The following is a 24,659-nucleotide window of genomic DNA, read 5'->3' on the forward strand; positions in this document are numbered from 1 at the left end:
ATCATGTCTTTACATGTAAAAAATTAATCTACAATTTTTGTTACTTTGACGATATTTTCAAGGTTTTCGATTTCTTTAAGAATTTGGTCATCAATGTTTTGATCTACTTCAATTGTCATTAATGCTAGCATCCCTTTTTCTTTTCGGGATACTTCCATATGGCCAATATTGATTTGATATTTTGCTAACACGTTTGAAACGGAAGCAATAGCACCAAAACGGTCATTATGAACAACTAAAATAGCCGGATGATGTCCAGACAGTTTTAATTCAAAACCATTTAATTCGGTTATCTCTATCTTTCCACCACCAATAGAAATTCCGACTAACTCTAACTCACCTTGGTCATCACCAATAATTATTTTTGCTGTATTCGGGTGGTCTGTTAAAGCTTCTTCCTCAATAAAATTAATTTTTATCCCTTTTTTAGTTGCTATATCTATTGAATTAATAATTCTTTCATCAAATGTATCAAAATCTAAAAGCCCACCAACTACCGCTACATCCGTACCATGACCCTTATATGTTTTAGCAAAAGACCCGTAAAAAGAGATATTTGCCCATTTAGGCTCACGTCCAAATAAACTTCTAGCAACACGTCCAATTCTTGCTGCTCCAGCCGTATGTGAACTGGATGGACCAATCATTACAGGACCAATGATATCAAAAACACTTTTGTACTTCACAAGCATGTCCCCCTTAGCAAGTAAGAAAAAGCAACCCTTTTTGTTCTTATTTATGCAAGTAAATAGATTTCATTTACTCTTCTATCAGCATTATACATTATACTCTAAAAAATCTCTTTAAAAGAATCTTAATTTTTTATATGTATATTTTCCCCTCATAACCTAAAGCAGCCTTTTAAATGAAAAACAGCATGACTTAAATAGCCATGCTGTCTGGTATCGTGCTTATTCAACAGAGAAAATAAAAGCATATAATGGTTGCTTACCATCATGAACTTCTATTTCTACATCTTCAAATTCAGCTTCAACAAATTGAACTAATTCATTCACTTCTTCATCAGAGGAATCTTCACCTTTAAGAATGGTTAAGATTTCAGCATCCTCGTCTAATAGAACCTTTAATAGTTCAATTGCAGATTGTACTTTATTTTTATCCTTTACGACAATTTTGCCGTCTGCAATACCCATGAAGTCATCTTTTTCGATTTCTAAGCCATCAATGCTTGTATCTCTAACAGCAAATGTAATTTGACCTGTTTTAACATGACCAAGGGCTTCAGTCATTACTGCATTGTTTGAAGCAAGATCTCCACTTGGATTAAATGTTAATAAAGCAGCCATTCCTTGAGGAACCGTTTTAGAAGGAATTACGATTACTTCTTCTTCTGCTACCTCAGCTGCTTGTTCTGCAGCCATAATAATGTTCTTATTATTAGGAAGGATGATAATTTTCTTTGCATTCACTTCTTTAATGGCTTTTACAATATCCTCTGTACTCGGATTCATTGTTTGGCCACCCTCGATTACTGCATGCGCCCCAATACTACGGAATAAGTCTGCAATACCACTTCCCATTGAAACAGTAACAATCCCATATTCGCTTGGCTCTTTCTTCTGAACAGGAGCAACTTGCTTAGGAGCATCATGTAGTTCAGAAATTAGATTGGTATGCTGTTCTCTCATATTTTCTATTTTCATGTTAACTAAGCTTCCATAGCGTTGTGCATATGTTAAAACTTCGCCTGGATGCTCAGCATGAATATGTACTTTAACTAATTCTTCATCAGCAATGACTAATAAAGAATCACCATGTTGACTTAAGTCTTGTCGGAAATCTTGTTCAGAGAATGGATGATGATGTAATTTTTCCGATTCAAGTTTAACCATAAATTCTGTACAGTAACCAAATTCAATATCCTCTGTACTCATATGGCTCTGAACACTTCTGTGATGTTCAGCACTTACAAGGTCAGTCATTGAAGTAGCACTTGTTGTTGCTTCAGGTAGTTCCTCACCTTTTAATACAGCTAAAAAGCCTTCGTATACGTACACTAAACCTTGACCGCCACTGTCAACTACTCCTACTTCTTTTAATACAGGAAGTAAATCTGGAGTTCTGTTTAAAGAAGCTTTAGACTCTGCAAGAACTTCTTCCATGATCGCAATAATGTCATCATGTTTTTTGGCAGCAGTCACCGCGCGCTTAGCCGAATCTTTTGCAACGGTTAAAATCGTACCTTCTACTGGTTTCATTACTGCTTTATACGCTGTTTCAACACCAGCTTCTAATGCAGCAGCGAACTCTTTTCCGTTTAACTGTGACTTTTGCTCAATGCTTTTAGAGAAGCCACGGAATAATTGAGAAAGGATTACTCCAGAGTTCCCTCTAGCACCCATAAGAAGACCTTTTGAAAGAGCAATACCCACTTTTCCAATGTGCTCACCGATATTATTTCTAACTTCCTTCGCACCTGAAGTCATGGATAAGTTCATATTTGTTCCGGTATCACCATCTGGAACTGGAAAAACGTTAAGTGAATCCACATATTTAGCATTAGCGGATAAATGGTTCGCTCCTTGTAAAACCATTTCAGCAAAACGTTTACCATCTATTGATTTAATTGACACAAATCTTTCCTCCTCACTAAATGGACGTGAAGCGAACTTACACGTTCGTTACACGAACTCCTTGAACGTAAATATTAACCGAGTCAACAGCAAGTCCTACCGTTTTATCTAAAGTGTATTTAACTTTTGACTGGACGTTGTGAGCAACTTCGGAAATTTTCGTTCCGTAACTAACGATAATGTACATATCAATATGCACTTCATCATTTTCTTGGCGAACGACGACACCACGTGTGAAATTCTCTCTTCTTAGTATTTCCGTAAGGCCATCTTTAATTTGATGTTTTGAAGCCATACCTACGATCCCGTAGCAGTCTACAGCTGCCCCACCAGCGATGGTTGCGATTACTTCATTTGAGATATCAATCTGTCCGAATTTTGTTTTTAGTTCGATGGACATAAGTCGTTCCCCCTTTGGAATTTGCTCCTTGGCTACAGTCATTTTACTATATGCAACTCATTTTTAAAAGTCATAATCCCTGTTCTTATTATAAATCAAGGCTATTATCGCATACATTCTTTGTTTTTATACTCGTTTTATGAGGAAACCTATAGGATTGTAATGCTTTTTATGTTAAAACTTATTATCCTTAAAAGAACGCATTTTTCTTATATGTTTATTGTTTTTAACTGTCCTTATTATAATAACTCTGAGTTGATTGGAGCGGAAGGCACTTGACTCCTGCAGGGTTAGAGGGAACGGTAGACCCCACAGGCGGCACGCCGAGGAGGCTCCCGTCACTCCCTGCGGAAAGCAAGTGCCTGGAGCGGAAATCAACGGGCAAAGTATAGAGAACAATTCTATATTAAAAAGCCAACTAAAACTATTAACAAAGATAATTTAATTCATGTCAAGGAAATTTTCTTGAAAGCTTCTCACTAGGCTATTGCATTCCTATAAGTTGTATGATAAATTATTAAAGTATCTTTTAATGAACGAAAAACATCATATGTTGGTTTTTCTCATTAGGTCAAGATTGAGCAATTTCATACAATTGCAATTAAAAGCATGGAAAATAGCTTCACCTTTGATAGTAAGGAGGGAAATGAATATGCCACGTAAATGTGTGATCACTGGTAAAAAAACTACAACCGGTAATGCACGTTCTCATGCTATGAACGCTAACAAGCGTACATGGGGTGCTAACCTTCAAAAAGTACGTATTCTTGTAGACGGAAAGCCTAAACGTGTTTGGGTATCTGCAAGAGCACTTAAATCTGGTAAAGTAGAACGCGTTTAATAAAGAGCGGAGCATCCATTTGGGTGCTCTTTTCTTTTTGATTGTGCTACTGAACAAACTCATTCTTAGTTTGACCATATTTATATCATATTAATCTATAGGACTGTTTCGCATTTTAACAAGAGAAAGAGAATAGCACCCTATTTATAAGGGTGCCATCAAACTTTTGTAAGGTTGTCTTTACAGCAGACACAAATAGGTACTCATTAACCCTTTTTAAAGGTTCCTAACATCGCGCGGACAAGGCCGCCTAAAAATTTTGGCAGTTTAATCGTATAAAATTTCATAAGTGTATTGTCCCTCCTCACCATCTCACGCATACATCTTTCTACATTCTCTTTACATCATATTCAAGGAATTAAGATAAGTACTTTTTAAGAAAAACTTTTTAATCGCGACTTCTTATCACCATTAATATGCCTTCTGTAAAAGAAAAAGTACCATAATCATTAATAAGTTCATTACTAATACATAGTGTTGAACCGAGAGGAATATGACAATCTTTTAAAGGATATTTAAATCCAACTAGCGTGAGTCTAGATATAGCGCCACTTACAGGAACAAAAGAAATATATTTTCTATCATTCATTTTTTGAATAGAATGTTCACCAGCACTTCTAATATAAATAGTATTTTTATTATCTATAATTTCCATTTCCGTATTGATATTTTGTAGAATCGGTTTTAATAATAGCTGCACATTGGCAAATAAATGATCAAGTCGGCCGCCTGTTGCACCAAACAATTGAATAAGCGTTGGTTCTTGCTGTAATGCCCAATTGATAGCAAGCTCCATATCTGTCTCATCTTTTTCAGGAGAAAATTTCTGCAAATCTCCTACTTGCTCCCTAATGACAGCTAATTCCTCAGAGGAAACAGAATCAAAATCTCCAAAAGCATACTGAGGGATAATCCCTTTTTGAATTAGCGTAAAAACTCCTCTATCAACGCCTACCCAAACGATATTTTCCTTGTCATACTTCTCTAAGGATGGCAGAAGATCAATTGGGCCACCAGCTAATATATTAATGATCATATTTGGTTAGAATCTCCTTTAAAGATAATGAAAAAAGCCAGCTATTAGGGCTGGCCAAAAAATTAATATACTTTACCCTCTTAATGCAGTAATTGCTTTTCCACGGTCCTCTTGATTATAGACAGCAGAGCCAGCTACTAAAACCGTTGCTCCTGCTTCAATACAAAGCTTAGCTGTTTCTTCATTTACTCCACCATCAATTTCAATTTCTAGTTCTACACCTTTTCGTTCTGCCATTTCTTTAACCTGTCTGATTTTTTGTAGAACAGATGGAATAAATTTTTGACCACCAAATCCAGGGTTAACTGACATCAGTAAGACCATATCAACATCCTCAATGATATGTTGAATAGACTCAACAGGTGTGGCCGGATTTAAAACAACCCCTGCTTTAATTCCAAATGACTTAATATGGTGAATGGTACGGTGTAGATGCTTGCAAGCCTCCACATGGACAGTAATATAGTCTGCTCCTGCATTCGCAAATGCTTCAATATATTGATCCGGGTTTTCTATCATTAAGTGTACATCTAAAGGAAGCTTTGTCACTGGTCTGATTGCTTCCACAATTAGAGGCCCTATTGTAATATTAGGAACAAAATGTCCATCCATTACATCAACATGGATATAATCAGCCCCACCTTGTTCTACATCTTGAATTTCAGCCCCTAATTTCGAAAAATCGGCGGATAATATGGATGGTGCGATCTTCACCATATCTAATACCTCGGCTTTCTATCTTTAATTTCCTGTAGAAACTGTTGAAAATGCTCATAACGGTATTGTGGTAATTCCCCCGTCTCAACAGCTTCTTTTACAGCACATTTAGGTTCCTTCAAATGTAGGCAACCTCTAAACTTACAATTCTCACTAATTTGTTCGATATCAGGAAAACAATAGTTTAAATCTTCTGCTTCAATATCTGTAAATTCCAGTGAGCTAAAACCAGGTGTATCCGCTACTAGACCATTTCCTACTTTGATCAACTCAACATGACGGGTCGTATGCTTTCCTCTTCCTAAATGGGATGAGATATCATCCGTTTTTAATTCTAAGTCTGGTCTTAGAACATTCAACAATGAAGACTTACCAACGCCTGATTGACCAGCAAATACCGATATCTCCCCTTCTAACATCGGAATCAATTGATCTACGCCAGTCTCCGTCTCAGAAGATGTTAAAAGAACTTCATAGCCTGCCTGACGATATTGCTTAGCATAGTTGTGAATTTCTTCCTTTTCATCACTCGTAGTCAAGTCCATTTTAGTTACACAAATAATCGGACGAATTCGATTAAATTCAACCAAGACTAAAAAACGATCTAATAAAGCGGTGCTAAAACCAGGCTCTACTGCTGAAAAAACTAATATCGCCTGATCCACATTTGCAATCGGTGGACGAACTAACTCGTTTTTCCGTTCAAAAACTTCTAAAATATACCCCTCTAATTCATTATCCGCTTGGAAAACGACTTCATCACCAACGAGAGGTGTCACCTTATTTTTACGAAAAACACCTCTACCTCGACATTGAATTACTTGATCTTCTTCTGTTAAAACATAATAGAAACCGCTCAACGCCTTTATTATTTTGCCCTGCGGCATAGCAACTCTCCTTACTTAGCCATGTAAAAAGACGATTTGTTTAGTCTCCTGGGTAAGAAACAGGTTTTTCGATTATGACGCTGTTATCTCTAAACACTTTATAACCAGCCTTTTCACCATGTGCAATTGTAAAATCAATCTTCCTAATAACTTGTTCCGTAATTTCAAAGGTTTCATATGGCTCCGTCATACTATGATTCATATCCTCGATGTAGATGATAACCGTTTGAGGTTCTCCTTCTTCAACTGGGTCATAAGGAATAACAATTTCTTCTGTTACCGTTTTAGGTGGAATTTCTTCTTTACCTTTAGACAGTACAACGGTGACTTTATCTCCCTTTTTCAATAGAGTTTTTGGAGGTGGATTTTGGGAAACCACTAAACCTTTTTCAATGGTCTCGTGGAAGACTTCTTCTTTTTCAAAGACGATGGTCAAGCCCACCGATTGGCCATACTCCTCAACCGCTCTTCTATTGTACTCTGCTGTTAAATCTTTTAATTCTATCATTTCTGGACCTTTGCTAACGGTGAATTCTAAAATGGTCTCTTCTGGGTCTACTTCCATACCCTTTTCTACTGACTGTTCAATGATGCTACCAACAGGAACATTGTCATCATGGACTTCCTTTTTACTAATTTCTTTAAAGTTATAGTCCTCTAATAATCGGACAATTTCATCGTACGGACGTCCAGTGTAATCTAGCATCTCAAATAATTCTTTCCCAATACTTACATAAATATCTACTGGTGTTCCTTCTTTTACAAGCTTACCTGCCTTTGGATTAGTTTTAATAACTAACCCTGCATCAATTTCTTCGTCATTTGCCTCAATGGTTTCTCCAATAGTAAAACCGAGTTCTTCTAGTTCATCAATGGCATCTTCTAGTTCAGAACCTGTAAAGTCAGGAACTTCTATATCATCTGGTGCTAATAGGTCTGGTAAAACGGTTAACGTCAATACGGCTAGAATAATCATGGCAACAAAAACAGATACTAGGATAAATGGCCATTTCTTTCGTTTCTTTTTCCCGGTATCTTGATTTTTTGGCTTATCCTTAGGAGTATTCGTAACTTCTTGCTCTTTACCATGAACGATCGTTTCATCAAGATTTTGATACGGTCTATTATCTGTAATGATAGGGATGGCTTTAGTAGCCTCTATATCCTCTGGTATTACAAATTTTTCCTCATTTAATCGAGAATAGTCTAAAGCCGTTCTTAAGTCTTCTTCCATTTCATCTACACTATTATATCGATGAAAAGGGTCTTTTGCCGTTGCCTTTAGGACAATATTTTCAACACTCTGAGGGATAGAAGGGTTCCAACGTCTAAGAGATGGTGTTTCCGATTGCAGATGTTTTAAAGCAATAGAAACGGCTGATTCACCCGAGAAAGGGAGTCTACCCGTTAGTAACTCAAACATAACAATTCCAAGCGAATAAATATCTGATTTTCTGTTGGCCATTCCACCTCGAGCTTGTTCCGGTGATAGATAATGTACAGAACCCAAAACGGAATTGGTTTGTGTAATACTAGTTGCACTCAATGCCATGGCAATTCCGAAATCAGTAATCTTTACATTTCCATTCCCATCAATCAAAATATTATGAGGTTTAATGTCTCTATGAATAATATGATTTTGATGAGCATGAGAAATAGCTGAGGTTAGTTGTTGCATAATATCAATAACTTCTTCTACTTGAATAGATGGATGCTGTTGTATGTATTGTTTTAATGTTTGCCCAGCAACATATTCCATTACAATGTAGTAAATGGAGTCTTCTTCACCCACATCAAATATATTCACGATATTCGGATGTGCGAGACTAGTTGCAGATTGGGCTTCTCTATGAAAGCGCCTAATAAATTCCTCATCATTAGCAAAGTCTAGACGAAGTACCTTGACAGCCACATCTCTGTCTAGAATCATATCATGGGCTAAGTAAACATTCGCCATTCCGCCCCCGCCAATCATCTCAAGAATCTTATAGCGGCCGCTTAATCTGTTCCCGATTAACATCTAATCACCCACTTCCATTGCTATTATCAAACTCAATTACAACTAGGGTGATGTTATCCTCGCCACCATGTTCATTTGCGAGGTTGATTAATGATGTTGCTCTCTCTTCAAGTACAATTTCCCTATTATTTAAAATAGTTACCATTTCATCTGTTGAAACTTTATTAGAAAGGCCGTCAGAGCATAAAAGAAGGATATCTCCCTCTTCAAACATAATGGTCTTCGTATCCATATTGACGCTTTCTTCCGTTCCTAATGCCCGTAATAAGACATTTTTTCTAGGATGGTGTTCTGCGTCTTCTCTGGAAATTTGTCCAGAACGAACCAGCTCGTTAACCAGTGAGTGATCTTCTGTTAGCTGCTGGAAACCTGAGTCATTTAATATATAACAACGACTATCTCCTATATTTGCAACCGTAGAAAAACGGTCTGTTATAATAACAGCAACAATCGTTGTACCCATCCCTTCACATTCAGGGTTGTTTTTTGAATGTTCAAACAGAAGATGGTTCACTTCGGTAATATTATTCTTTAACCATTCTTCAGCTTCATCTGCCGTTTGAATCCCCTCTGTTTTTTCCCAGAGTTTTTGCAAGTTCTGAAGTGTCATTTCACTTGCCACATCACCCGCACGGTGCCCGCCCATACCATCTGCTACAATGGCAAGGCGGTGTCCGTCACGGTTTAAAAAGCTTCCACCACTATCTTCATTATGCTGGCGTATTCGACCTCGATCGGTCTTAAAAACAGCCTTCACTTCCGTCACCTCGTCTCCTCTTTTCGCTCCTTTGCACGAAGTTGTCCACATGCTGCATCTATATCATGGCCGTGCTCTCTACGAATAGTTACGTTAACTCCATGTTTCTTTAATGTCTTTTCAAAAGCAAAGATTTGATCTTTCGGAGTTCTTACATAATCTCTCTCTGGAACATAGTTTACAGGAATTAAATTCACATGACATTTAACGCCTTTAATTAACTTGGCTAGTTCTTCTGCATGTTCCACTTGGTCGTTAACTCCACCAAATAATCCATATTCAAAACTTACACGTCTACCTGTTTTTTCAATATAATATTGAACAGATTTCATGAGTTCAGGAAGCTTATATGCTCTATTAATAGGCATCAGACGACTTCTTATTTCTGTATTTGGCGCATGAAGAGAGATAGCAAAGTTGATTTGCATATTTTCATCAGCAAATTGATAAATCTTAGGTACGATTCCACTTGTAGAAACTGTAATATGACGAGCTCCAATGTTTAATCCTTGATCATGATTAATGATCTTAAGGAATGAAAGCATGTGGTCATAGTTATCAAATGGTTCACCAATTCCCATAATAACGACAGAACTCACACGTTCGTCTGTTTCATCAAGTGCTTGTTGTACTTTTACGACTTGCGCTACAATTTCTCCTGCTTCTAAGTTACGTTTTAACCCTCCAAGAGTAGAGGCACAGAAAGTACAACCTATTCTACATCCTACTTGCGTGGTTACACATACAGAATTGCCATATTCATGTCTCATTAATACCGTTTCAATCGAATAACCATCATGAAGTTCAAATAAAAACTTAATCGTACCATCCGATGACGTTTGCTGTATTAAAGTATTTAGCGTTGTCAAAGTAAATTGTTCAGCTAATGAATCTCTTAAATTTTTTGACAGATTAGACATGTCCTCAAAAGTGGCAACTCTCTTTTTGTATAACCAGTCAAAAATTTGTTCTGCACGGAATGCTTTCTCATTATTTTCTTTTAGCCATTCCTTTAATTCGTGTAATTCTAATGAGTAGATTGATGGCTTTAATTCTGTTACTTTTGTCTGTTCTATCGTTGTTTGTTCCATCTCTTTACACCTTCTTCCTTAAACATGCAATATAAAAACCATCCGAGCCAAAGTCCTGAGGTAAAATTTGAAGTTCAAAAGTATTGATTAATGGTTTTATTGCATCCGGCATACGTTCGACCATTGATTGATCTCCTTCAAACTGTTCATTCTCTCTTAAGAATGTTTCTACTACTTGGTGGTTTTCTTCTTGATCTATCGTACATGTACTATATACTAATACACCACCTTTTTTTAATAAAGGGGCTACAGACTTAAGAAGATTTTGTTGAATCGTTTGTAATCTAGTAATGTCTTCTTCTTTTTTTGTATATTTCATATCTGGCTTACGTCGCATTACACCTAGTCCTGAGCACGGGGCATCTAAAAGAATACGATCCATTGATTCTGGCTCGAAATGTTCCTGCACTTTTCGACTATCCATTGCCTTCGTTTCAATGTTAGTTAGTCCTAACCTCGATGCATTATCACTAATTAGCTTCACCTTATGCTCATGAAGATCTAGAGAAATAACTTCTCCGCTATTTTGTAGTTTCTCAGCAATATGAGTAGATTTACCTCCAGGGGCAGCACAAGCATCAAGCACTTTTTGATCCTGTTCAAGATTTAGTGCATAGCTAACGAGCATTGAACTTTCATCTTGAATTGTTAACAAACCTTCTTTAAAGGCAGTTGAGTTCGCAATATTTCCTTTAAGACATTTAATAGCTTCTGGGATGATAGGGCTAGCTTCAACTTGAAAACCTTCATCAGTTAGTAGAGCAAGACAATCTTCTCGACTAATTTTCGTTATATTTACACGCCCCGTTTGCAAAGGTGCTGTTAAATTTAATTCGCACATTTCTTTTGCTTTTTCAAACCCCAACTGGTCCACCCATCTTTTCACAAGCCAAGTAGGGTGACTCGTTTCAATCGCTAGCCTTTCAGCTTCATCACTAATTTGTGTTAAGTCAGAAAGTCCCTCTCTTTGAATGCTTCTTAACACTCCATTAACTAGACTGGCAATTCCTTTATGACCTCGTCTTTTCGCAATCTCAACCGCTTCGAAAATAGCGGCACGTTCAGGAATTTTATCTAAGTAAACCATTTGATAAAGGGTTAATCTTAGTAATTGGACAACCCAACTTTCCAGTTTCTTACTATTTTTTAAAAATGGTTTTAGATAATAATCTAACGTCATTTTTCTTTGTAGTGTTCCGTAAATTAACTCGGTTAATAGACCGATGTCCTTACTGTTTATTTCATTTCGTTTAATCGTATTATTTAATAGGAGATTGCTGTATGCCTGGTTTTTATCGATTGTTTCCAATAATTCAAGTGCGCATTCTCTCACATTGGATTTTTTACTCATGATGTTCTCCTAATCTTTCTCCAACAGAAAGCTCGGTACCTGCTCCTCTTAAGTATTGCTCAGCTGTCATCCGTTTCTTTCCTGATGGCTGAAGTTCTAATATTTTAACAGCTATATCATTACCCGTCCCTACGATAAATCCATTCTCTTCTATGGCTAATATTTCACCAGGGAGAACGGACTTTGTTGTAGGCACTTTTTCTGCCCACCAAATTTTTAAAACAGAATCATTTAAAGTGGTGTACGCGACTGGCCATGGATTTAGTCCGCGAATATGGTTGTAAATTTCATCCCCATTCTTTGACCAATCAATCTTTTCTTGTTCCCTTTTAATATTATAAGCAAAAGTAGCCTCTTCATCACGTTGAGGAATTGGTCTAAGTTCACCTTTAAGGAGTTTAGGAATCGTTTCAGATAAAAGATTAGAACCCGCTTCACTTAATTTATCATGCAAGGAACCAACCGTATCCGTTTCCGTTATCGGAACTTCTACTTGGGTTAGAATATCTCCAGCATCTAGTTTTTCAACCATATACATGATGGTGATTCCCGTTTTCTTTTTCCCTTGAATAATCGAATAATGAATAGGTGCCCCGCCACGTAATTCCGGTAATAGTGATGCATGCACATTAATACAACCGTATGTAGGATAATCTAATAATTGCTTCGGAAGGATTTGACCAAAAGCAGCTGTAACAATAAGTTCAGGGCTTAGAGCAAATATTTTATTTAATTCGTCTTGTTCTCTAATTTTTTCAGGTTGAAAGACTGGAATCCCATGTTTTTCAGCCTCTACCTTTACTGGCGGAGGAGTTAAAACTTTCTTTCTTCCAACGGGTCTATCCGGTTGGGTGACCACGCCCACTACATCATAGCCATCTGTTAGTAATTGTCTAAGGACAGGAACGGAGAAATCGGGTGTTCCCATAAACACAATCTTTGTCATTCTCCCTCTACACCTCCTAATTCATCTTCCTCTAAATATCTGCTCACTTTAGAGGTAAAAAGTACTCCTTGTAAGTGATCAATCTCGTGTTGAATCGCTCTAGCAAGAAAATCCTCTGCTTCTATGATAAAAGGTTTCCCTTTTCGGTCTTGGGCTTTTACTTTTACATAGTAAGGTCGAGTAATCTCCCCATACAATCCAGGGAAACTTAAGCATCCTTCAGGTCCTGTCTGTTCTCCTGTTGATTCTACTATTTCAGGATTGATGAGTTCAATTGTTCCTGAGTCGTCTTCTATATCAACAATAGCAACTTGCATATCGAGTCCAATTTGTGGGGCTGCTAATCCAACCCCATCAAATTCAATCATCGTTTCATACATGTCACTAAGTAATTTACCTAGCTTTTTATCAAAATTTTCTACCTTACTGCATGGTTTTTCTAATATTTCTGCTGGATACATAACAATTTTTCTTACAGCCAAAAACTTTTCCTCCAGTGGTACTTATAGTTTTATAAACCTCATTCTACTGTTCCTAAATGACTTCATAACTATATATTAATTGCTCTTCTCATACTAGTGATTTGCTACATCAATATATATGGATTCACATCAATAGATACTTGTAAGCCATTTGAGACTGCTTCTTGCTGATACTGATCTAAAACGGTTTTTAGTGTTTTACCTAATTCTGGTTCACGTTTGTATTTTATCAAACATTGGTAGCGATATCTATTATTGATCCTAGGGATAGGAGATGCTACAGGTCCTAGTACAATGGATTCTTTCGATAAACGTGCTTGTAGGAAATGTGTAATTTTTTCCGTTACGGAAACAACCTTCATTAAATTCTCATGGCTAACCGTAATGAGTGAAATATAATAAAAAGGCGGGTATTGATGAGGCTTTCTTATCATCATTTCTTGCTCATAAAAATGATCATAATTTTGAGTACCTGCAAGGACAATACTGTAGTGTTCGGGAGTATACGTTTGAATAATAACTTCTCCCTCTAATTCATGTCTACCTGCTCGTCCACTCACTTGAGTCAGTAGTTGAAATGTCTTTTCAGAGGATCTGAAATCGGGTAGATGTAACATCGTGTCTGCTGATAAAACTCCAACCAATGTGATATTAGGAAAATCTAGTCCCTTGGCAATCATCTGTGTCCCTAATAATATATCCGCTTTTCCTTCTTGAAAATCATTTAGTAGTCTTTCATGGGACCCTTTTCGACTGGTCGTATCAACGTCCATTCGGATGACTCTTGCTTCAGGTAAAACTTTACCCAGTTCTTCCTCAACCTTTTGAGTACCCGTACCGAAATAACGAATATGTTCACTATTACATTCTGGGCAATGTGTGGGCACATGCGTTTCATAACCGCAATAATGACATTTCATTTGTTCGTTATAGCGGTGATATGTCAGTGAGATATCACATTGAGGACAATTAACCACATAACCGCAATCTCTGCACATGACAAAAGAAGAATGTCCCCTTTTATTTAGAAATAGGACAGTTTGTTGTTTTTTCTCTAACCGATCTTGTAATTTCTCTAGGAGTTTCCTAGAAAACATCGAACGGTTTCCTTCACGCAATTCTTCCCGCATATCCACAATTTGTACGGTAGGTAAGCTTTGGTTATTCATCCGTTTTGACAAGGTAAGCTTTATATAAACACCTTTTTGTGCTCGAGCAAACGTTTCTAATGCTGGTGTCGCACTTCCTAAAATGACAGGACATTGATGAAATCTTGCCCTTTCTATTGCTACATCTCGTGCATGATATCTAGGATTCTCTTCTTGCTTATAGCTCGTTTCATGTTCCTCATCAATAATAATAATGCCTAGATTTTCAAACGGTGCAAAAATAGCCGACCTAGCACCCACAACTACTTTAACTTCTTTTCTCTGTATTTTTCTCCACTCATCATACTTTTCACCGATAGAAAGTCCACTGTGTAAAACAGCCACTTCATTTCCAAATCTCCCTTTAAAGCGTTTAACCATTTGGGGAGTGAGTGAGATTTCAGGGATGAGGAATATTGCTTCTTTCCCTTTTTCAAGTATTCTTTGGATCGATTGCAAATAAACCTCAGTCTTCCCACTACCAGTAACCCCATATAATAAAAAGACATTATGCTTTTCTTCTTCAATACTATTAATAACAGGGGTAATGGCCGCAAACTGTTCATCAGTTAACCGAAGGGCCTGGGTCTTTTCAAAAATACGATCTAAATATGGATCCCTATAAACCTCCATGTCCTTCTCTACGAGGACCCCCTTTTGAACTAAGCCTTTAACAGTAGCAGAGGAAACATTTAAAATGGAGAGCAGTTCGCGAAGCTCCACAGATTCATTTTTATCAATAAAATACTCAATCACTACCTTTTGTTTAGCTGCTTGAGAAGTTAATGCATCTCGTATTCCCATTAATTCTTCGTTGTTTAAAAGCGGATAAACATGCTTAAGTTTTTTCTTTTTCACTCGCTCTTTTACTTCGTAGATTACTTCAATATTACCTTTTGTTGCCTCCTTTTGAAGCAACGAAAGTAAGCCCTCATTGACCGCTTGCTCCCAGCTAACTTCCTGTTGATTAATAAATAAATCTTGGATGTCTAAAGGGAGATCATTTATCTGACATTGTTTAGACATTTTTAGTTTTTTTATATATTTTGCCTTCAATGCGGCTGGAAGCATCACTTGATAAGCTGATATTTTATAACTCAACGTTTTATCTGTTAACCAATCCCCGAGCTTTAATAGTTCTGGATTTAAAACAGGATATAAATCCATTGGTTCCACAATTTCTCTTAATTTATCAAATGATGACTCTTCTTCTATCGATATGACAAAACCTTGAATCGTTCTTGGTCCAAAGGGCACGATGACCCTCATTCCTGGTTGAATCACCTCTATCAGTCTTTCAGGAATGAGGTAATCAAATGCACGATCCGTTTGTTTAGCTGGGACATCAACTATGACCTTTGCAATCATTGTTTTAAATCATCCCTTAAGAGTGTTGAAGCCTCTGCTAAAATTTTCTTTGCAACATCTTGTTTAGACATAATAGGAAGCTCAATAACGGAACCATCTCTTTTAAAAATTGTGACGATATTCGTATCCGTTCCAAACCCAGCCCCAGCTGTTTTGACATTATTAGCAACGATCATATCTGCATTCTTTTTCTCTAACTTCTTTTGAGCATATTCCTCTACATGGTCAGTCTCTGCAGCAAACCCTATGAGGATTTGATTCACTTTTTTCTCACCTAGTGAAAGTAAGATATCCTTTGTTCTTTCAAGTTCTAACGTCTCTTCACCAGGCTTCTTTTTCACTTTGTTTTCATGAGTAACTTTCGGACGATAATCAGCTACAGCCGCTGTCTTAATAACCATGTCGGCAGCATCAAATCTAGCCATTACTTCATGATACATTTCTTCAGCACTTTCAATAAGCACTCGTTCTACCCCTCGAGGAGCATCAAGTGTAACAGGACCAGAAACTAACGTTACTTTTGCTCCAAGCTTTACTGCTTGTTCTGCTAAAGCGTATCCCATCTTTCCAGAAGAATGATTGGTAATATAACGTACAGGGTCAATTTTCTCCCTAGTTGGTCCTGCTGTTACGATGATGTTTTTCCCTTTAAGAGGTAAGGTTTTCGGAGCAAAATGTTCATTGATTAGAGAGACGATTTTTTCAGGTTCTTCTAAACGCCCTTTTCCTACATATCCACAGGCTAAGTAGCCCTCACCTGGTTCAATAAACTCATAACCATATTCATGCAGTGTCTGAATATTCTTTTTTACCGCTGGGTGATCAAACATGTGAACATTCATAGCTGGAGCAATCCACACTTTAGCCGTTGTGGCAAGTAATGTAGTAGTAATCATATTATCTGCTATTCCACCAGCAATCTTACCAATTACATTCGCTGTAGCAGGAGCAACCAATACTAAATCTGGCCAATCAGCCAAATCAATATGTGCTATGACCTTAGGATTTTTTTCATCAAATGTATCTATATAAACGTCATTTCTAGACAAAGCCTGAAAAGTTAGCGGTGTAACAAACTTAGATGCCGATTCACTTAAAATCACCTTTACCTCTGCCCCCGCTTGAGTTAATTTACTCGTTAATGCAGCAGCCTTGTACACAGCAATCCCGCCTGTCACACACAATAAAACTTTCTTTCCATTTATCATAAATGTACCCCCATCCCGTACAAATACCACATTTAAATTGTTTGAAATTAGTTACTCTCATTATGCAAGAATTGTCGTTTCCATGCACCTATTTTATCATAATCGCCTGTAATAGGTTAGGAAGCAGACTTGCAAGTGCCTGGAGCGTAAATCAACGGCCAACATAGAGAGTTCTTTCAAAACATTAAAAAACAACCTATTTGAGTAGGTTGTTCTTAAAATTATTCTTCGTCTTCTTCCGTTCTAGAAACTCTATATGTTAGTTTATCAGCGTGAATCTCTTCTAACGCCTTACCAACTTGTTTATGAGAAACATACTTGTCTAACTGTGGTTTAGCATCTTGTTGAAGCTTACGTGCACGCTTAGCTGCAACAGAAACCAATGAATATTTAGAATCAATTTTCGTCATTAAAGAATCAATAGATGGATAAAGCATAGATCAATCTACCTCCAACATTTTTTTATATCTTGCCTCAACACGTTCTCTTCGGCAATGTTCTGCTACTACAATGGCTTTAATACGTTCACAAGCTAGCTCGATTTGATCATTTTCTACCACATAGTCGTATAAATGCATCATTTCAAGTTCTTCTCTTGCCGTTTTCATGCGATTGTTAATTACATCTTCTGTTTCAGTACCTCTTGTTACAATTCTATTTTTCAACTCCGAAAGACTTGGCGGAGATAAGAAAATAAATAATCCTTCAGGGAATTTTTCACGAACTTGTCTTGCACCTTGTACTTCTATTTCTAAGAAAATATCTTTACCTCTATCCAATGTTTCTCTTACATAATCTACTGGAGTCCCATAATAGTTTCCAACAAACTCCGCATATTCTAAAAGCTTTCCTTGTTCGATTAATCCTTCAAACTCTTCGCGAGTTTTAAAGAAATAATCAACTCCGTCCACTTCTCCTGCTCTCGGAGTACGAGTAGTCATGGAAATAGAGTATTCAAAGGCTGTATCAGGTTGTGAGAAAATTTCCTTTCTTACAGTACCTTTTCCAACTCCTGAGGGTCCTGAAAGAACAATTAATAAACCCTTTTCTTGCATGAAATGATCCTACCCTTCATCAATAATTTCATCCCGATCATTTAAACGGTGGGCTACAGTTTCTGGTTGAACTGCTGATAGGATAACATGATCGCTATCCATGACAATAACCGCACGTGTCCGTCTACCGTATGTCGCATCGATAAGTGAACCTCGATCACGGGCATCCTGAATGATTCTTTTTATCGGTGCTGATTCAGGACTTACAATCGATATAATTCGGTTTGCGGAAACTATGTTACCAAAACCGATGTTAATTAATTTTATTGACATGTTGGTCCCCCAGTCATTCAGTTACTTATTTTGACCCTGCCTGCCCTATTCTAAACAAATGCTACTCAATATTTTGCACTTGCTCTTTGATTTTTTCGAGCAAACTTTTTAGTTCAACCACTTCTTTTGCAATCGAAGAATCGTTCGCTTTGGAACCAATGGTATTTACCTCACGATTCATCTCTTGTAACAAGAAATCCAGCTTTCTCCCAATTGCTTCTTTGATCTCTAAAGTCTTCTGGAATTGTTCAATATGACTATTCAATCTCGTTAATTCTTCATTTATATCTGCCTTATCAGCAAAAATAGCAACTTCATTAATTAAGCGAGATTCATCAATGAGCCCTTCAGAATATTCCTTCATTCTTTTACTAAGACGTTCCTTATACTGTAAAACTACGTTTGGAGCATACTTTTTTAACAAGTGAACCTTTTCGCTAATTAACGTTAAATGATCCTTCATATCATTAGCTAGTGCTGCACCTTCAATTTCTCTCATTTGTTGTAATTGAATAACAGCCTCTTCCGTGGTTTCTAAAACAAGTGCTTCAATACGTTTATTTCCAGCTTCTTCTTCATCAATCGAGATAAATTCTTCCCGATTAAGTAAGTCTTCGAGAGTAATATCTTTTTTCAAATTGTATAAATCCTGTATTTTTAAGATGTTTTGATAATACTCGTTTAATAAATTCCAATCAATATTTACCTTCCTATTAAGAATTCCTTCTCCTTCAACGGTTACGAAAAGTTCAATTCTTCCGCGTTGTACATACTCACCCATTTTTTTCTTAAGCTTATCTTCAATATTTAATAATTGGCGAGGCATGCGAATATGGAACTCTGAAAAGCGATGATTGACTGATTTCATTTCTACGGTTACTCGATATGAGTCTATTTCCCGCTTACTTCTACCAAACCCTGTCATACTAACGACCATTAACAACACATCCAATCTATGAAAAAAGTCAAGGAGTGGACTTACTAAGTTTCTTAGAGAATAACTAAACACTTAGTTAAATTCTGATTATGTTTTCTTATTATGTAGAAATTATGGACTGCTCAGGTTAATAGGTGAAACTTATGTAAAATAAAGAGCTAAAAGTGAAAATAAAGAAAAGGTAATAGAGCATCCCCTACTACCTTTTGGATTATAACACATTTTATTTTGTTTTTCTCATCAAAAATGAACCTGCAAGTAAAAAAGTTGGTACAGACGCTAAACCTACTACTAAGAACCAATCGCGAAGTTCAACAGGTACGGTATGAAAAATAGGTTGTAACGGTGGATAGTAAATAACAATTAGCATTAAAATCACAGAAGATATTACAGCCCAAACTAAATACTTATTCCCGAAAGGATTTCTAGAAAAGACTGATTTTTCACTGCGACAATCAAAAACATGGATCAGCTGTGCCATAACTAGTGTAGCAAATGCAATTGTTTGTGCATAAACTAAATTTTCTGTGTCTTGGTAGTACGTAATCATAAACGCAATGAGAGTGACGATACCAATTAAGAATCCCCTAGAGACAACCTTCCATCCTAAGCCTCTAGCAAAAACCCCTTCTTTAGGACTTCTTGGTTTCCTCTTCATTACATCATCTTCTGGTTTATCTAAGCCTAGCGCCATCGCTGGTAGGCCGTCTGTAACTAAATTAACCCAAAGTATTTGTATTGGAACGAGTGGAAGCGGCAATGCTAGTAACATCGCAAATAACATAACCAAGATTTCCCCAACGTTTGAAGCTAGTAGGTAACGAATAAATTTACGAATATTTTCATAGATGTTACGTCCTTCTTTAATCGCTGCTTTAATGGTAGCAAAATTATCATCGAGTAAAACTAGAGCTGACGCCTCTTTAGCAACGTCCGTACCCGTAATTCCCATCGCTACCCCAATATCAGCTGCTTTAATGGCTGGCGCATCGTTTACACCGTCACCAGTCATCGCTACAATATGGCCTCTATTTTGTAGAGCTTTAACAATTTTTAATTTATGCTCAGGAGAAACACGAGCAAAGACTGAAACATCATCGACCACTTCTTCTAATTCTTCAACAGACATTTCAGATAATGCCTTACCATCTAAAACCTTACTTCCCTTAGTTAGTATACCAAGTTGTGTGGCAATTGCTTTTGCGGTAATGACATGGTCACCTGTAATCATAACCGTTTTAATTCCAGCTTCCTTACACTCTTTAACCGCTTGTTTCACTTCTGGTCTAGGAGGATCAATCATTCCTTGAAGACCAATAAAAGTTAAGTCTTTTTCTGCTTCTTTCTCATCTAATATAACGGTTTTTGCCGGAACCTCTTTAAAGCCAATGGCAATCGTTCTTAGTGCTTGGGAAGCTAAGTCATTAATCGCCTCTTGCACTTGGTTTTGCATATCTTTTGATAATAATTGACGTTTTCCATCCCATAAAATCGATTCACTAACATTGGCTAAAACATCTGGTGCCCCTTTTGTTACGATGAATTGACGTCCATTTTGATCCTTAACAACGACCGTCATCATTTTTCTGACAGAATCGAATGGGAATTCGTTAATGATTTCAAATTGAGTTAAAAGTTGATTTCGGTTATACCCTGCTTTCATCGCAGCCACTAATAGTGCTCCTTCAGTTGGATCACCATCAACGATAAAGTCTTCATCTTTCTTTTTCACTTCTGCATGATTACAAAGCATTCCAAACATTAACATTTGTTGAAGTGCTTTTTCATCCTTTATATCAATTTCGTTCTCATTCCTGTAGAAACTTCCGCGAGGATTATATCCTACGCCATCTACTTTCCACACTGTACCGCTACTCCAAAGGTGAGTAACAGTCATTTTATTTTGAGTCATCGTACCTGTTTTATCGGAACAAATGACAGAAGCACACCCTAATGTTTCAACTGCTGGCAGCTTTCTAACAATTGCGTTGTTCTTAATCATTCTTTGAACACCTAATGATAATGCTACTGTTACAATCGCTGGTAATCCTTCTGGAATTGCGGCAACTGCTAATGAAACCCCAGCCAAGAACATCGTATATAAATCATGACCTTGCAATACTCCAACAAGAACAACTAATACTGTTAAAATTAACGCCGCTGTGATGAGGATTTTTCCTAATTGTTCAAGTCTTCGTTGAAGTGGAGTTTCCATTGTTTCTGCATTTTGTAGTAGGTCAGCAATTTGCCCCATCGCCGTTTTCATTCCTATAGCAACAACGACTCCAACCCCACTACCTCTAGTAACCATCGTTCCCATGAATGCCATATTTTCTAAATCGCCTATTCCAAGGTTAGAACTTGTAAGTTTACTAGTCTTCTTTTGAACTGGTAAGCTCTCACCCGTTAAAGCTGATTCTTCAATTTCTAAACTTCTTGCTTCAATTAATCTTACATCTGCCCCAATTCGGTCTCCACTTGTAAACTTAACAAGATCACCGACAACTAGCTCCTTAGACGGAATCTTAACCCATTCTCCGTCTCTTAGAACCTGCACTTGAGGGGCCGATAATTCTTTTAAAGCCTGAAGAGATTTTTCTGCTTTTCTTTCCTGAAAAAAGCCGAGAAAGCCATTAACAATAACGATGGCAATAATAGCAATTGCATCTATATATTCACCTAACAGGCCAGAAATTAGTGTAGCAGCAAGCAATACGAGAACCATAAAATCTTTAAACTGACTAAAGAATAAGAGCAAAGCAGATTGCTTTTCACCTTCTTCTAGTTCATTGAGTCCATATTGCTTTCTGCGATTTTTTACATCTGCTTCTGTTAAGCCTGCCGAAAAGTCCGTATTTAAGGCTTTTTCTACTTCTCTCTCATTCAGTTCATGGAACTTCATCCGGCCATCTCACTTCCTCCTTTAAATTTTAAAAACATAAATATTGGAGCATCTGCATTGTACTTCTAATCATTTGAAGTTATGATTTTAGAAGAAGAAAAACGCAGGTTGTCCTAATACATCCTCATGAAAGCTTATTCAGACTCGTCCAAAAAAATGCTATGATATTTTTAAAAGCGGAGACGACTGTTTAGAGTCGACCAGAATAAGACGAATCCCGTAGGTGGTTGTTAAACCACTGGAGGGATTTGACTTATTCTCGAGACTCTAGGAGTCGGAGCTGGATAATTTTAAAAGTGGAAGTGGCTTGGTCAGCCCCGACAAGCATAAGACGAAATACGTAGGAAGCCCGAAAACTTCTGGAGGATTTTGGCTTATGACTCGAGGGGCTAGCCACTGGAACTGGACAATTTCAAAGCGGATAACAATTCAACTACAAAAATAAAGTTATTTTATATAGAAAAGGATGTTAACTATGTCTTTTGATGGTTTATTTACAAGAGCGATGACGGAAGAGCTTTCCCTTAATCTTAAGGGTGGAAGAATTAATAAAATTCATCAGCCATTTAAAAACGAAATTGTACTTGTCGTAAGAGCAAATGGTAAAAATCATAAGCTTCTTTTATCTGTACACCCGAGCTATGCAAGGGCACAATTAACAAATGAACAATATGAAAATCCAAGTGAGCCACCTATGTTTTGTATGTTGCTTAGAAAACATTTAGAGGGATACATATTAGAGGATATTCACCAAATCGGTCTTGACCGAATTTTAGTGATCGAAGTAAAAGGTAGAAACGAAATTGGAGATTTATCTAATAAACAATTAATTATTGAAATCATGGGCCGACACAGTAACATCGTATTAGTTGATAAAACTAAAAACATGATTTTAGACAGCATTAAGCATGTTTCTTATGCAGTAAATACTCATCGAGCCATTCTACCAGGACAGGAATATAAACTCCCTCCAGAACAAGAGAAGACGAATCCTCTAAATATTAATGAGCAAGAAATCGCTAAGAGGATTGATTTTAACGGAGGAAATCTTGATAAGCAACTTGTACAGCAATTTGCTGGTATCTCTCCACTTTTTGCACGTGAAGCAGTTTACCAAGCTGGCATGGCAAATCGAGTGACCCTTCCTAAGTCATTTGTATCTCTAATGAATAAAGTGGAAACTCACCAATACGAACCAAGCATTACTCTTGGATCAACCAAGGAGAGCTTTTACTTGTTTCCTCTTACTCATCTAGATGGAGAAACAAAATCATTTTCAAATTTAAGTGACATGCTCGATCGCTTTTATTTCGGAAAAGCAGAACGAGATAGAGTAAAGCAACAAGGAAATGACTTAGAACGTTTTATTTCAAATGAGAAAGAGAAAAATGAAAAGAAGATTGATAAGTTAATAAAAACACTCGAGGATGCTAATAAAGCGGATCAATTTCAATTATATGGAGAGCTTTTAACAGCTAACTTATTTGCTGTTCAAAGAGGGATGAGCGAGATTGAAGTAATGAACTACTACGACGAAAATGGTGGGAATGTTATCATCCCGCTCGATCCAAGAAAAAACCCATCTGAAAATGCTCAAAAGTATTTTACTAAATATCAAAAAGCCAAAACAGCTTTAACGATTGTTAAGGAACAGATTGAAAAGGCAACAGAAGAAGTGGAATATTTTGATGCACTTATACAGCAAATTGAATCAGCTTCAACAAAAGATATTCAGGAAATTAGAGACGAGCTCATTGAAGAAGGTTATTTAAGGGATCGTCAAAAGAAAGGAAATAAAAAGCCTAGTAATGTTAAACCAGAACTAGATCGCTATCTTTCAACAGATGGTACTGAAATACTTGTTGGAAAAAATAATAAACAGAATGATTACTTAACAAATAAAGTTGCTGCGAGAGACGAAATTTGGCTTCATACAAAAGACATTCCAGGATCCCATGTTGTTATACGAAGTCAGGAACCTAATGAGTCAACAATCATCGAAGCAGCCAAACTAGCAGCATATTTCAGTAAGGCGAGAAATTCAAGTTCGGTTCCTGTTGACTTCACACAAGTTCGCCATGTTAAAAAGCCAAGTGGAGCCAAGCCTGGTTTTGTTATATATGACCATCAGCAAACCGTTTATGTAACACCGGACGAAGAAGTAGTACTAGCATTAAAACAATAACTATGTATGGAAGGTAAGCATTGATGAATGTTTACCTCCCCCTTTTTACCCGCCAAAAAAGAAATCTAATACATTAGAAGCTGTTGAAGATTGCTTATTATAAAACTCTGAGTAACCACATTTTTTACAATAAACTACTAGAAACTTATTGTTTTGAATATCAAACATCTTAGACAATCCCGTTCCTGTCATCGCTACTTCCTTTTGACCAGCGTCCCTACTGCCACATTTAATACATCCTTTTTCACTCATGTAAAATTCCTCCTTATATTCTATAGTTACTTTACGACTTATAAGGGAAATAGTTCCACCAATTTAAGAATTCAGTATCACAAAATCGAGTAGAGGGAAAATAAGTTGATTATTTTCGCCCCTCTCACACCACCGTACGTACGGTTCCGTATACGGCGGTTCAATTTATATTACAGTGTGTGCTTTTAGATAATGCTCTAAAGCAGAGG

Annotated in this window: 23 protein-coding genes; 2 read left to right on the top strand and 21 right to left on the bottom strand. The window is 37.0% G+C overall.

The window, feature by feature from the left end; genetic code table 11:
* Nucleotides 1–23: 23 nt before the first annotated feature.
* From sdaAB to SM124_RS22010, 3 genes are all read right to left on the bottom strand, one after another.
* Complete coding sequence (gene sdaAB, locus SM124_RS22000) at nucleotides 24–686, bottom strand: L-serine ammonia-lyase, iron-sulfur-dependent subunit beta (protein WP_322448665.1); 663 nt, start codon at nucleotides 684–686, stop codon at nucleotides 24–26.
* 225 nt (nucleotides 687–911) lie between these two features.
* Complete coding sequence (fakA, locus tag SM124_RS22005; protein ID WP_322448666.1) at nucleotides 912–2,594, bottom strand: DAK2 domain-containing protein; 1,683 nt, start codon at nucleotides 2,592–2,594, stop codon at nucleotides 912–914.
* Between the two features lie 37 nt (nucleotides 2,595–2,631).
* Nucleotides 2,632–2,994 (bottom strand): Asp23/Gls24 family envelope stress response protein, encoded by a 363-nt coding sequence (locus SM124_RS22010; protein ID WP_322448667.1) that lies wholly within the window; start codon nucleotides 2,992–2,994, stop codon nucleotides 2,632–2,634.
* Nucleotides 2,995–3,646: 652 nt separating this feature from the next.
* On the opposite strand from SM124_RS22010, the gene rpmB reads away from it, so the two are divergent.
* Nucleotides 3,647–3,835: a 50S ribosomal protein L28 gene (gene rpmB, locus SM124_RS22015; protein WP_090830093.1), complete on the top strand. Its 189-nt coding sequence runs from the start codon at nucleotides 3,647–3,649 to the stop codon at nucleotides 3,833–3,835.
* 206 nt (nucleotides 3,836–4,041) lie between these two features.
* On the opposite strand, the gene spoVM is transcribed toward rpmB, so the two are convergent.
* The 17 genes from spoVM to SM124_RS22100 form a co-directional block, all read right to left on the bottom strand.
* Nucleotides 4,042–4,122 (bottom strand): stage V sporulation protein SpoVM, encoded by an 81-nt coding sequence (spoVM, locus tag SM124_RS22020; RefSeq protein WP_071395378.1) that lies wholly within the window; start codon nucleotides 4,120–4,122, stop codon nucleotides 4,042–4,044.
* A gap of 101 nt (nucleotides 4,123–4,223) precedes the next feature.
* Nucleotides 4,224–4,871, bottom strand: a complete 648-nt coding sequence (locus tag SM124_RS22025) for a thiamine diphosphokinase (protein ID WP_322448668.1) — start codon at nucleotides 4,869–4,871, stop codon at nucleotides 4,224–4,226.
* A gap of 72 nt (nucleotides 4,872–4,943) precedes the next feature.
* Complete coding sequence (gene rpe / locus SM124_RS22030) at nucleotides 4,944–5,588, bottom strand: ribulose-phosphate 3-epimerase (protein ID WP_322448669.1); 645 nt, start codon at nucleotides 5,586–5,588, stop codon at nucleotides 4,944–4,946.
* 2 nt (nucleotides 5,589–5,590) lie between these two features.
* Complete coding sequence (gene rsgA / locus SM124_RS22035; RefSeq protein WP_322448670.1) at nucleotides 5,591–6,475, bottom strand: ribosome small subunit-dependent GTPase A; 885 nt, start codon at nucleotides 6,473–6,475, stop codon at nucleotides 5,591–5,593.
* A 40-nt stretch (nucleotides 6,476–6,515) separates the two neighbouring features.
* Nucleotides 6,516–8,495 (bottom strand): Stk1 family PASTA domain-containing Ser/Thr kinase, encoded by a 1,980-nt coding sequence (gene pknB, locus SM124_RS22040; RefSeq protein ID WP_322448671.1) that lies wholly within the window; start codon nucleotides 8,493–8,495, stop codon nucleotides 6,516–6,518.
* Between the two features lie 4 nt (nucleotides 8,496–8,499).
* Nucleotides 8,500–9,252: a Stp1/IreP family PP2C-type Ser/Thr phosphatase gene (locus SM124_RS22045; RefSeq protein WP_322448685.1), complete on the bottom strand. Its 753-nt coding sequence runs from the start codon at nucleotides 9,250–9,252 to the stop codon at nucleotides 8,500–8,502.
* 5 nt (nucleotides 9,253–9,257) lie between these two features.
* A complete protein-coding gene (gene rlmN / locus SM124_RS22050) occupies nucleotides 9,258–10,343 on the bottom strand; it encodes a dual-specificity RNA methyltransferase RlmN (protein ID WP_322448672.1) in 1,086 nt (361 codons plus the stop codon).
* 4 nt (nucleotides 10,344–10,347) lie between these two features.
* Nucleotides 10,348–11,694 carry a 16S rRNA (cytosine(967)-C(5))-methyltransferase RsmB gene (rsmB, locus tag SM124_RS22055; RefSeq protein ID WP_322448673.1) on the bottom strand — a complete coding sequence of 449 codons (1,347 nt, stop codon included), beginning with the start codon at nucleotides 11,692–11,694 and terminating at the stop codon, nucleotides 10,348–10,350.
* Complete coding sequence (gene fmt, locus SM124_RS22060) at nucleotides 11,687–12,640, bottom strand: methionyl-tRNA formyltransferase (protein WP_322448674.1); 954 nt, start codon at nucleotides 12,638–12,640, stop codon at nucleotides 11,687–11,689. The genes rsmB and fmt overlap by 8 nt, the downstream gene beginning before the upstream one ends.
* Entirely contained in the window at nucleotides 12,637–13,122 is a 486-nt protein-coding gene (def, locus tag SM124_RS22065; protein WP_322448675.1) for a peptide deformylase, read from the bottom strand. The genes fmt and def overlap by 4 nt, the downstream gene beginning before the upstream one ends.
* Before the next feature lie 104 nt (nucleotides 13,123–13,226).
* Nucleotides 13,227–15,638 carry a primosomal protein N' gene (gene priA, locus SM124_RS22070; RefSeq protein ID WP_322448676.1) on the bottom strand — a complete coding sequence of 804 codons (2,412 nt, stop codon included), beginning with the start codon at nucleotides 15,636–15,638 and terminating at the stop codon, nucleotides 13,227–13,229.
* Nucleotides 15,635–16,846 (bottom strand): bifunctional phosphopantothenoylcysteine decarboxylase/phosphopantothenate--cysteine ligase CoaBC, encoded by a 1,212-nt coding sequence (coaBC, locus tag SM124_RS22075; RefSeq protein WP_322448677.1) that lies wholly within the window; start codon nucleotides 16,844–16,846, stop codon nucleotides 15,635–15,637. The genes priA and coaBC overlap by 4 nt, the downstream gene beginning before the upstream one ends.
* Nucleotides 16,847–17,067: 221 nt before the next feature.
* Nucleotides 17,068–17,283: a DNA-directed RNA polymerase subunit omega gene (rpoZ, locus tag SM124_RS22080; RefSeq protein ID WP_322448678.1), complete on the bottom strand. Its 216-nt coding sequence runs from the start codon at nucleotides 17,281–17,283 to the stop codon at nucleotides 17,068–17,070.
* 3 nt (nucleotides 17,284–17,286) lie between these two features.
* Nucleotides 17,287–17,901 carry a guanylate kinase gene (gene gmk, locus SM124_RS22085; RefSeq protein ID WP_322448679.1) on the bottom strand — a complete coding sequence of 205 codons (615 nt, stop codon included), beginning with the start codon at nucleotides 17,899–17,901 and terminating at the stop codon, nucleotides 17,287–17,289.
* Nucleotides 17,902–17,910: 9 nt separating this feature from the next.
* On the bottom strand, nucleotides 17,911–18,174 hold the full coding sequence (remA, locus tag SM124_RS22090) for an extracellular matrix/biofilm regulator RemA (RefSeq protein ID WP_003350261.1): 264 nt from the start codon (nucleotides 18,172–18,174) through the stop codon (nucleotides 17,911–17,913).
* A 61-nt stretch (nucleotides 18,175–18,235) separates the two neighbouring features.
* Nucleotides 18,236–19,111, bottom strand: a complete 876-nt coding sequence (locus SM124_RS22095; protein WP_322448680.1) for a YicC/YloC family endoribonuclease — start codon at nucleotides 19,109–19,111, stop codon at nucleotides 18,236–18,238.
* Nucleotides 19,112–19,334: 223 nt separating this feature from the next.
* Nucleotides 19,335–22,013, bottom strand: coding sequence for a cation-translocating P-type ATPase (locus SM124_RS22100; RefSeq protein WP_322448681.1), 2,679 nt, complete (start codon nucleotides 22,011–22,013; stop codon nucleotides 19,335–19,337).
* A gap of 475 nt (nucleotides 22,014–22,488) precedes the next feature.
* Here SM124_RS22100 and SM124_RS22105 point away from each other — a divergent pair, with 475 nt between their 5' ends.
* Nucleotides 22,489–24,198 (top strand): Rqc2 family fibronectin-binding protein, encoded by a 1,710-nt coding sequence (locus tag SM124_RS22105; protein ID WP_322448682.1) that lies wholly within the window; start codon nucleotides 22,489–22,491, stop codon nucleotides 24,196–24,198.
* Between the two features lie 45 nt (nucleotides 24,199–24,243).
* On the opposite strand, the gene SM124_RS22110 is transcribed toward SM124_RS22105, so the two are convergent.
* Nucleotides 24,244–24,450, bottom strand: a complete 207-nt coding sequence (locus SM124_RS22110) for a zinc ribbon domain-containing protein (protein WP_322448683.1) — start codon at nucleotides 24,448–24,450, stop codon at nucleotides 24,244–24,246.
* Nucleotides 24,451–24,659 lie beyond the last annotated feature (209 nt).

Origin of the sequence: Robertmurraya mangrovi, from assembly GCF_034427655.1 — a bacterium.
In the GTDB taxonomy this organism is placed as follows: Bacteria; Bacillota; Bacilli; order Bacillales; family Cytobacillaceae; genus Robertmurraya_A; species Robertmurraya_A mangrovi.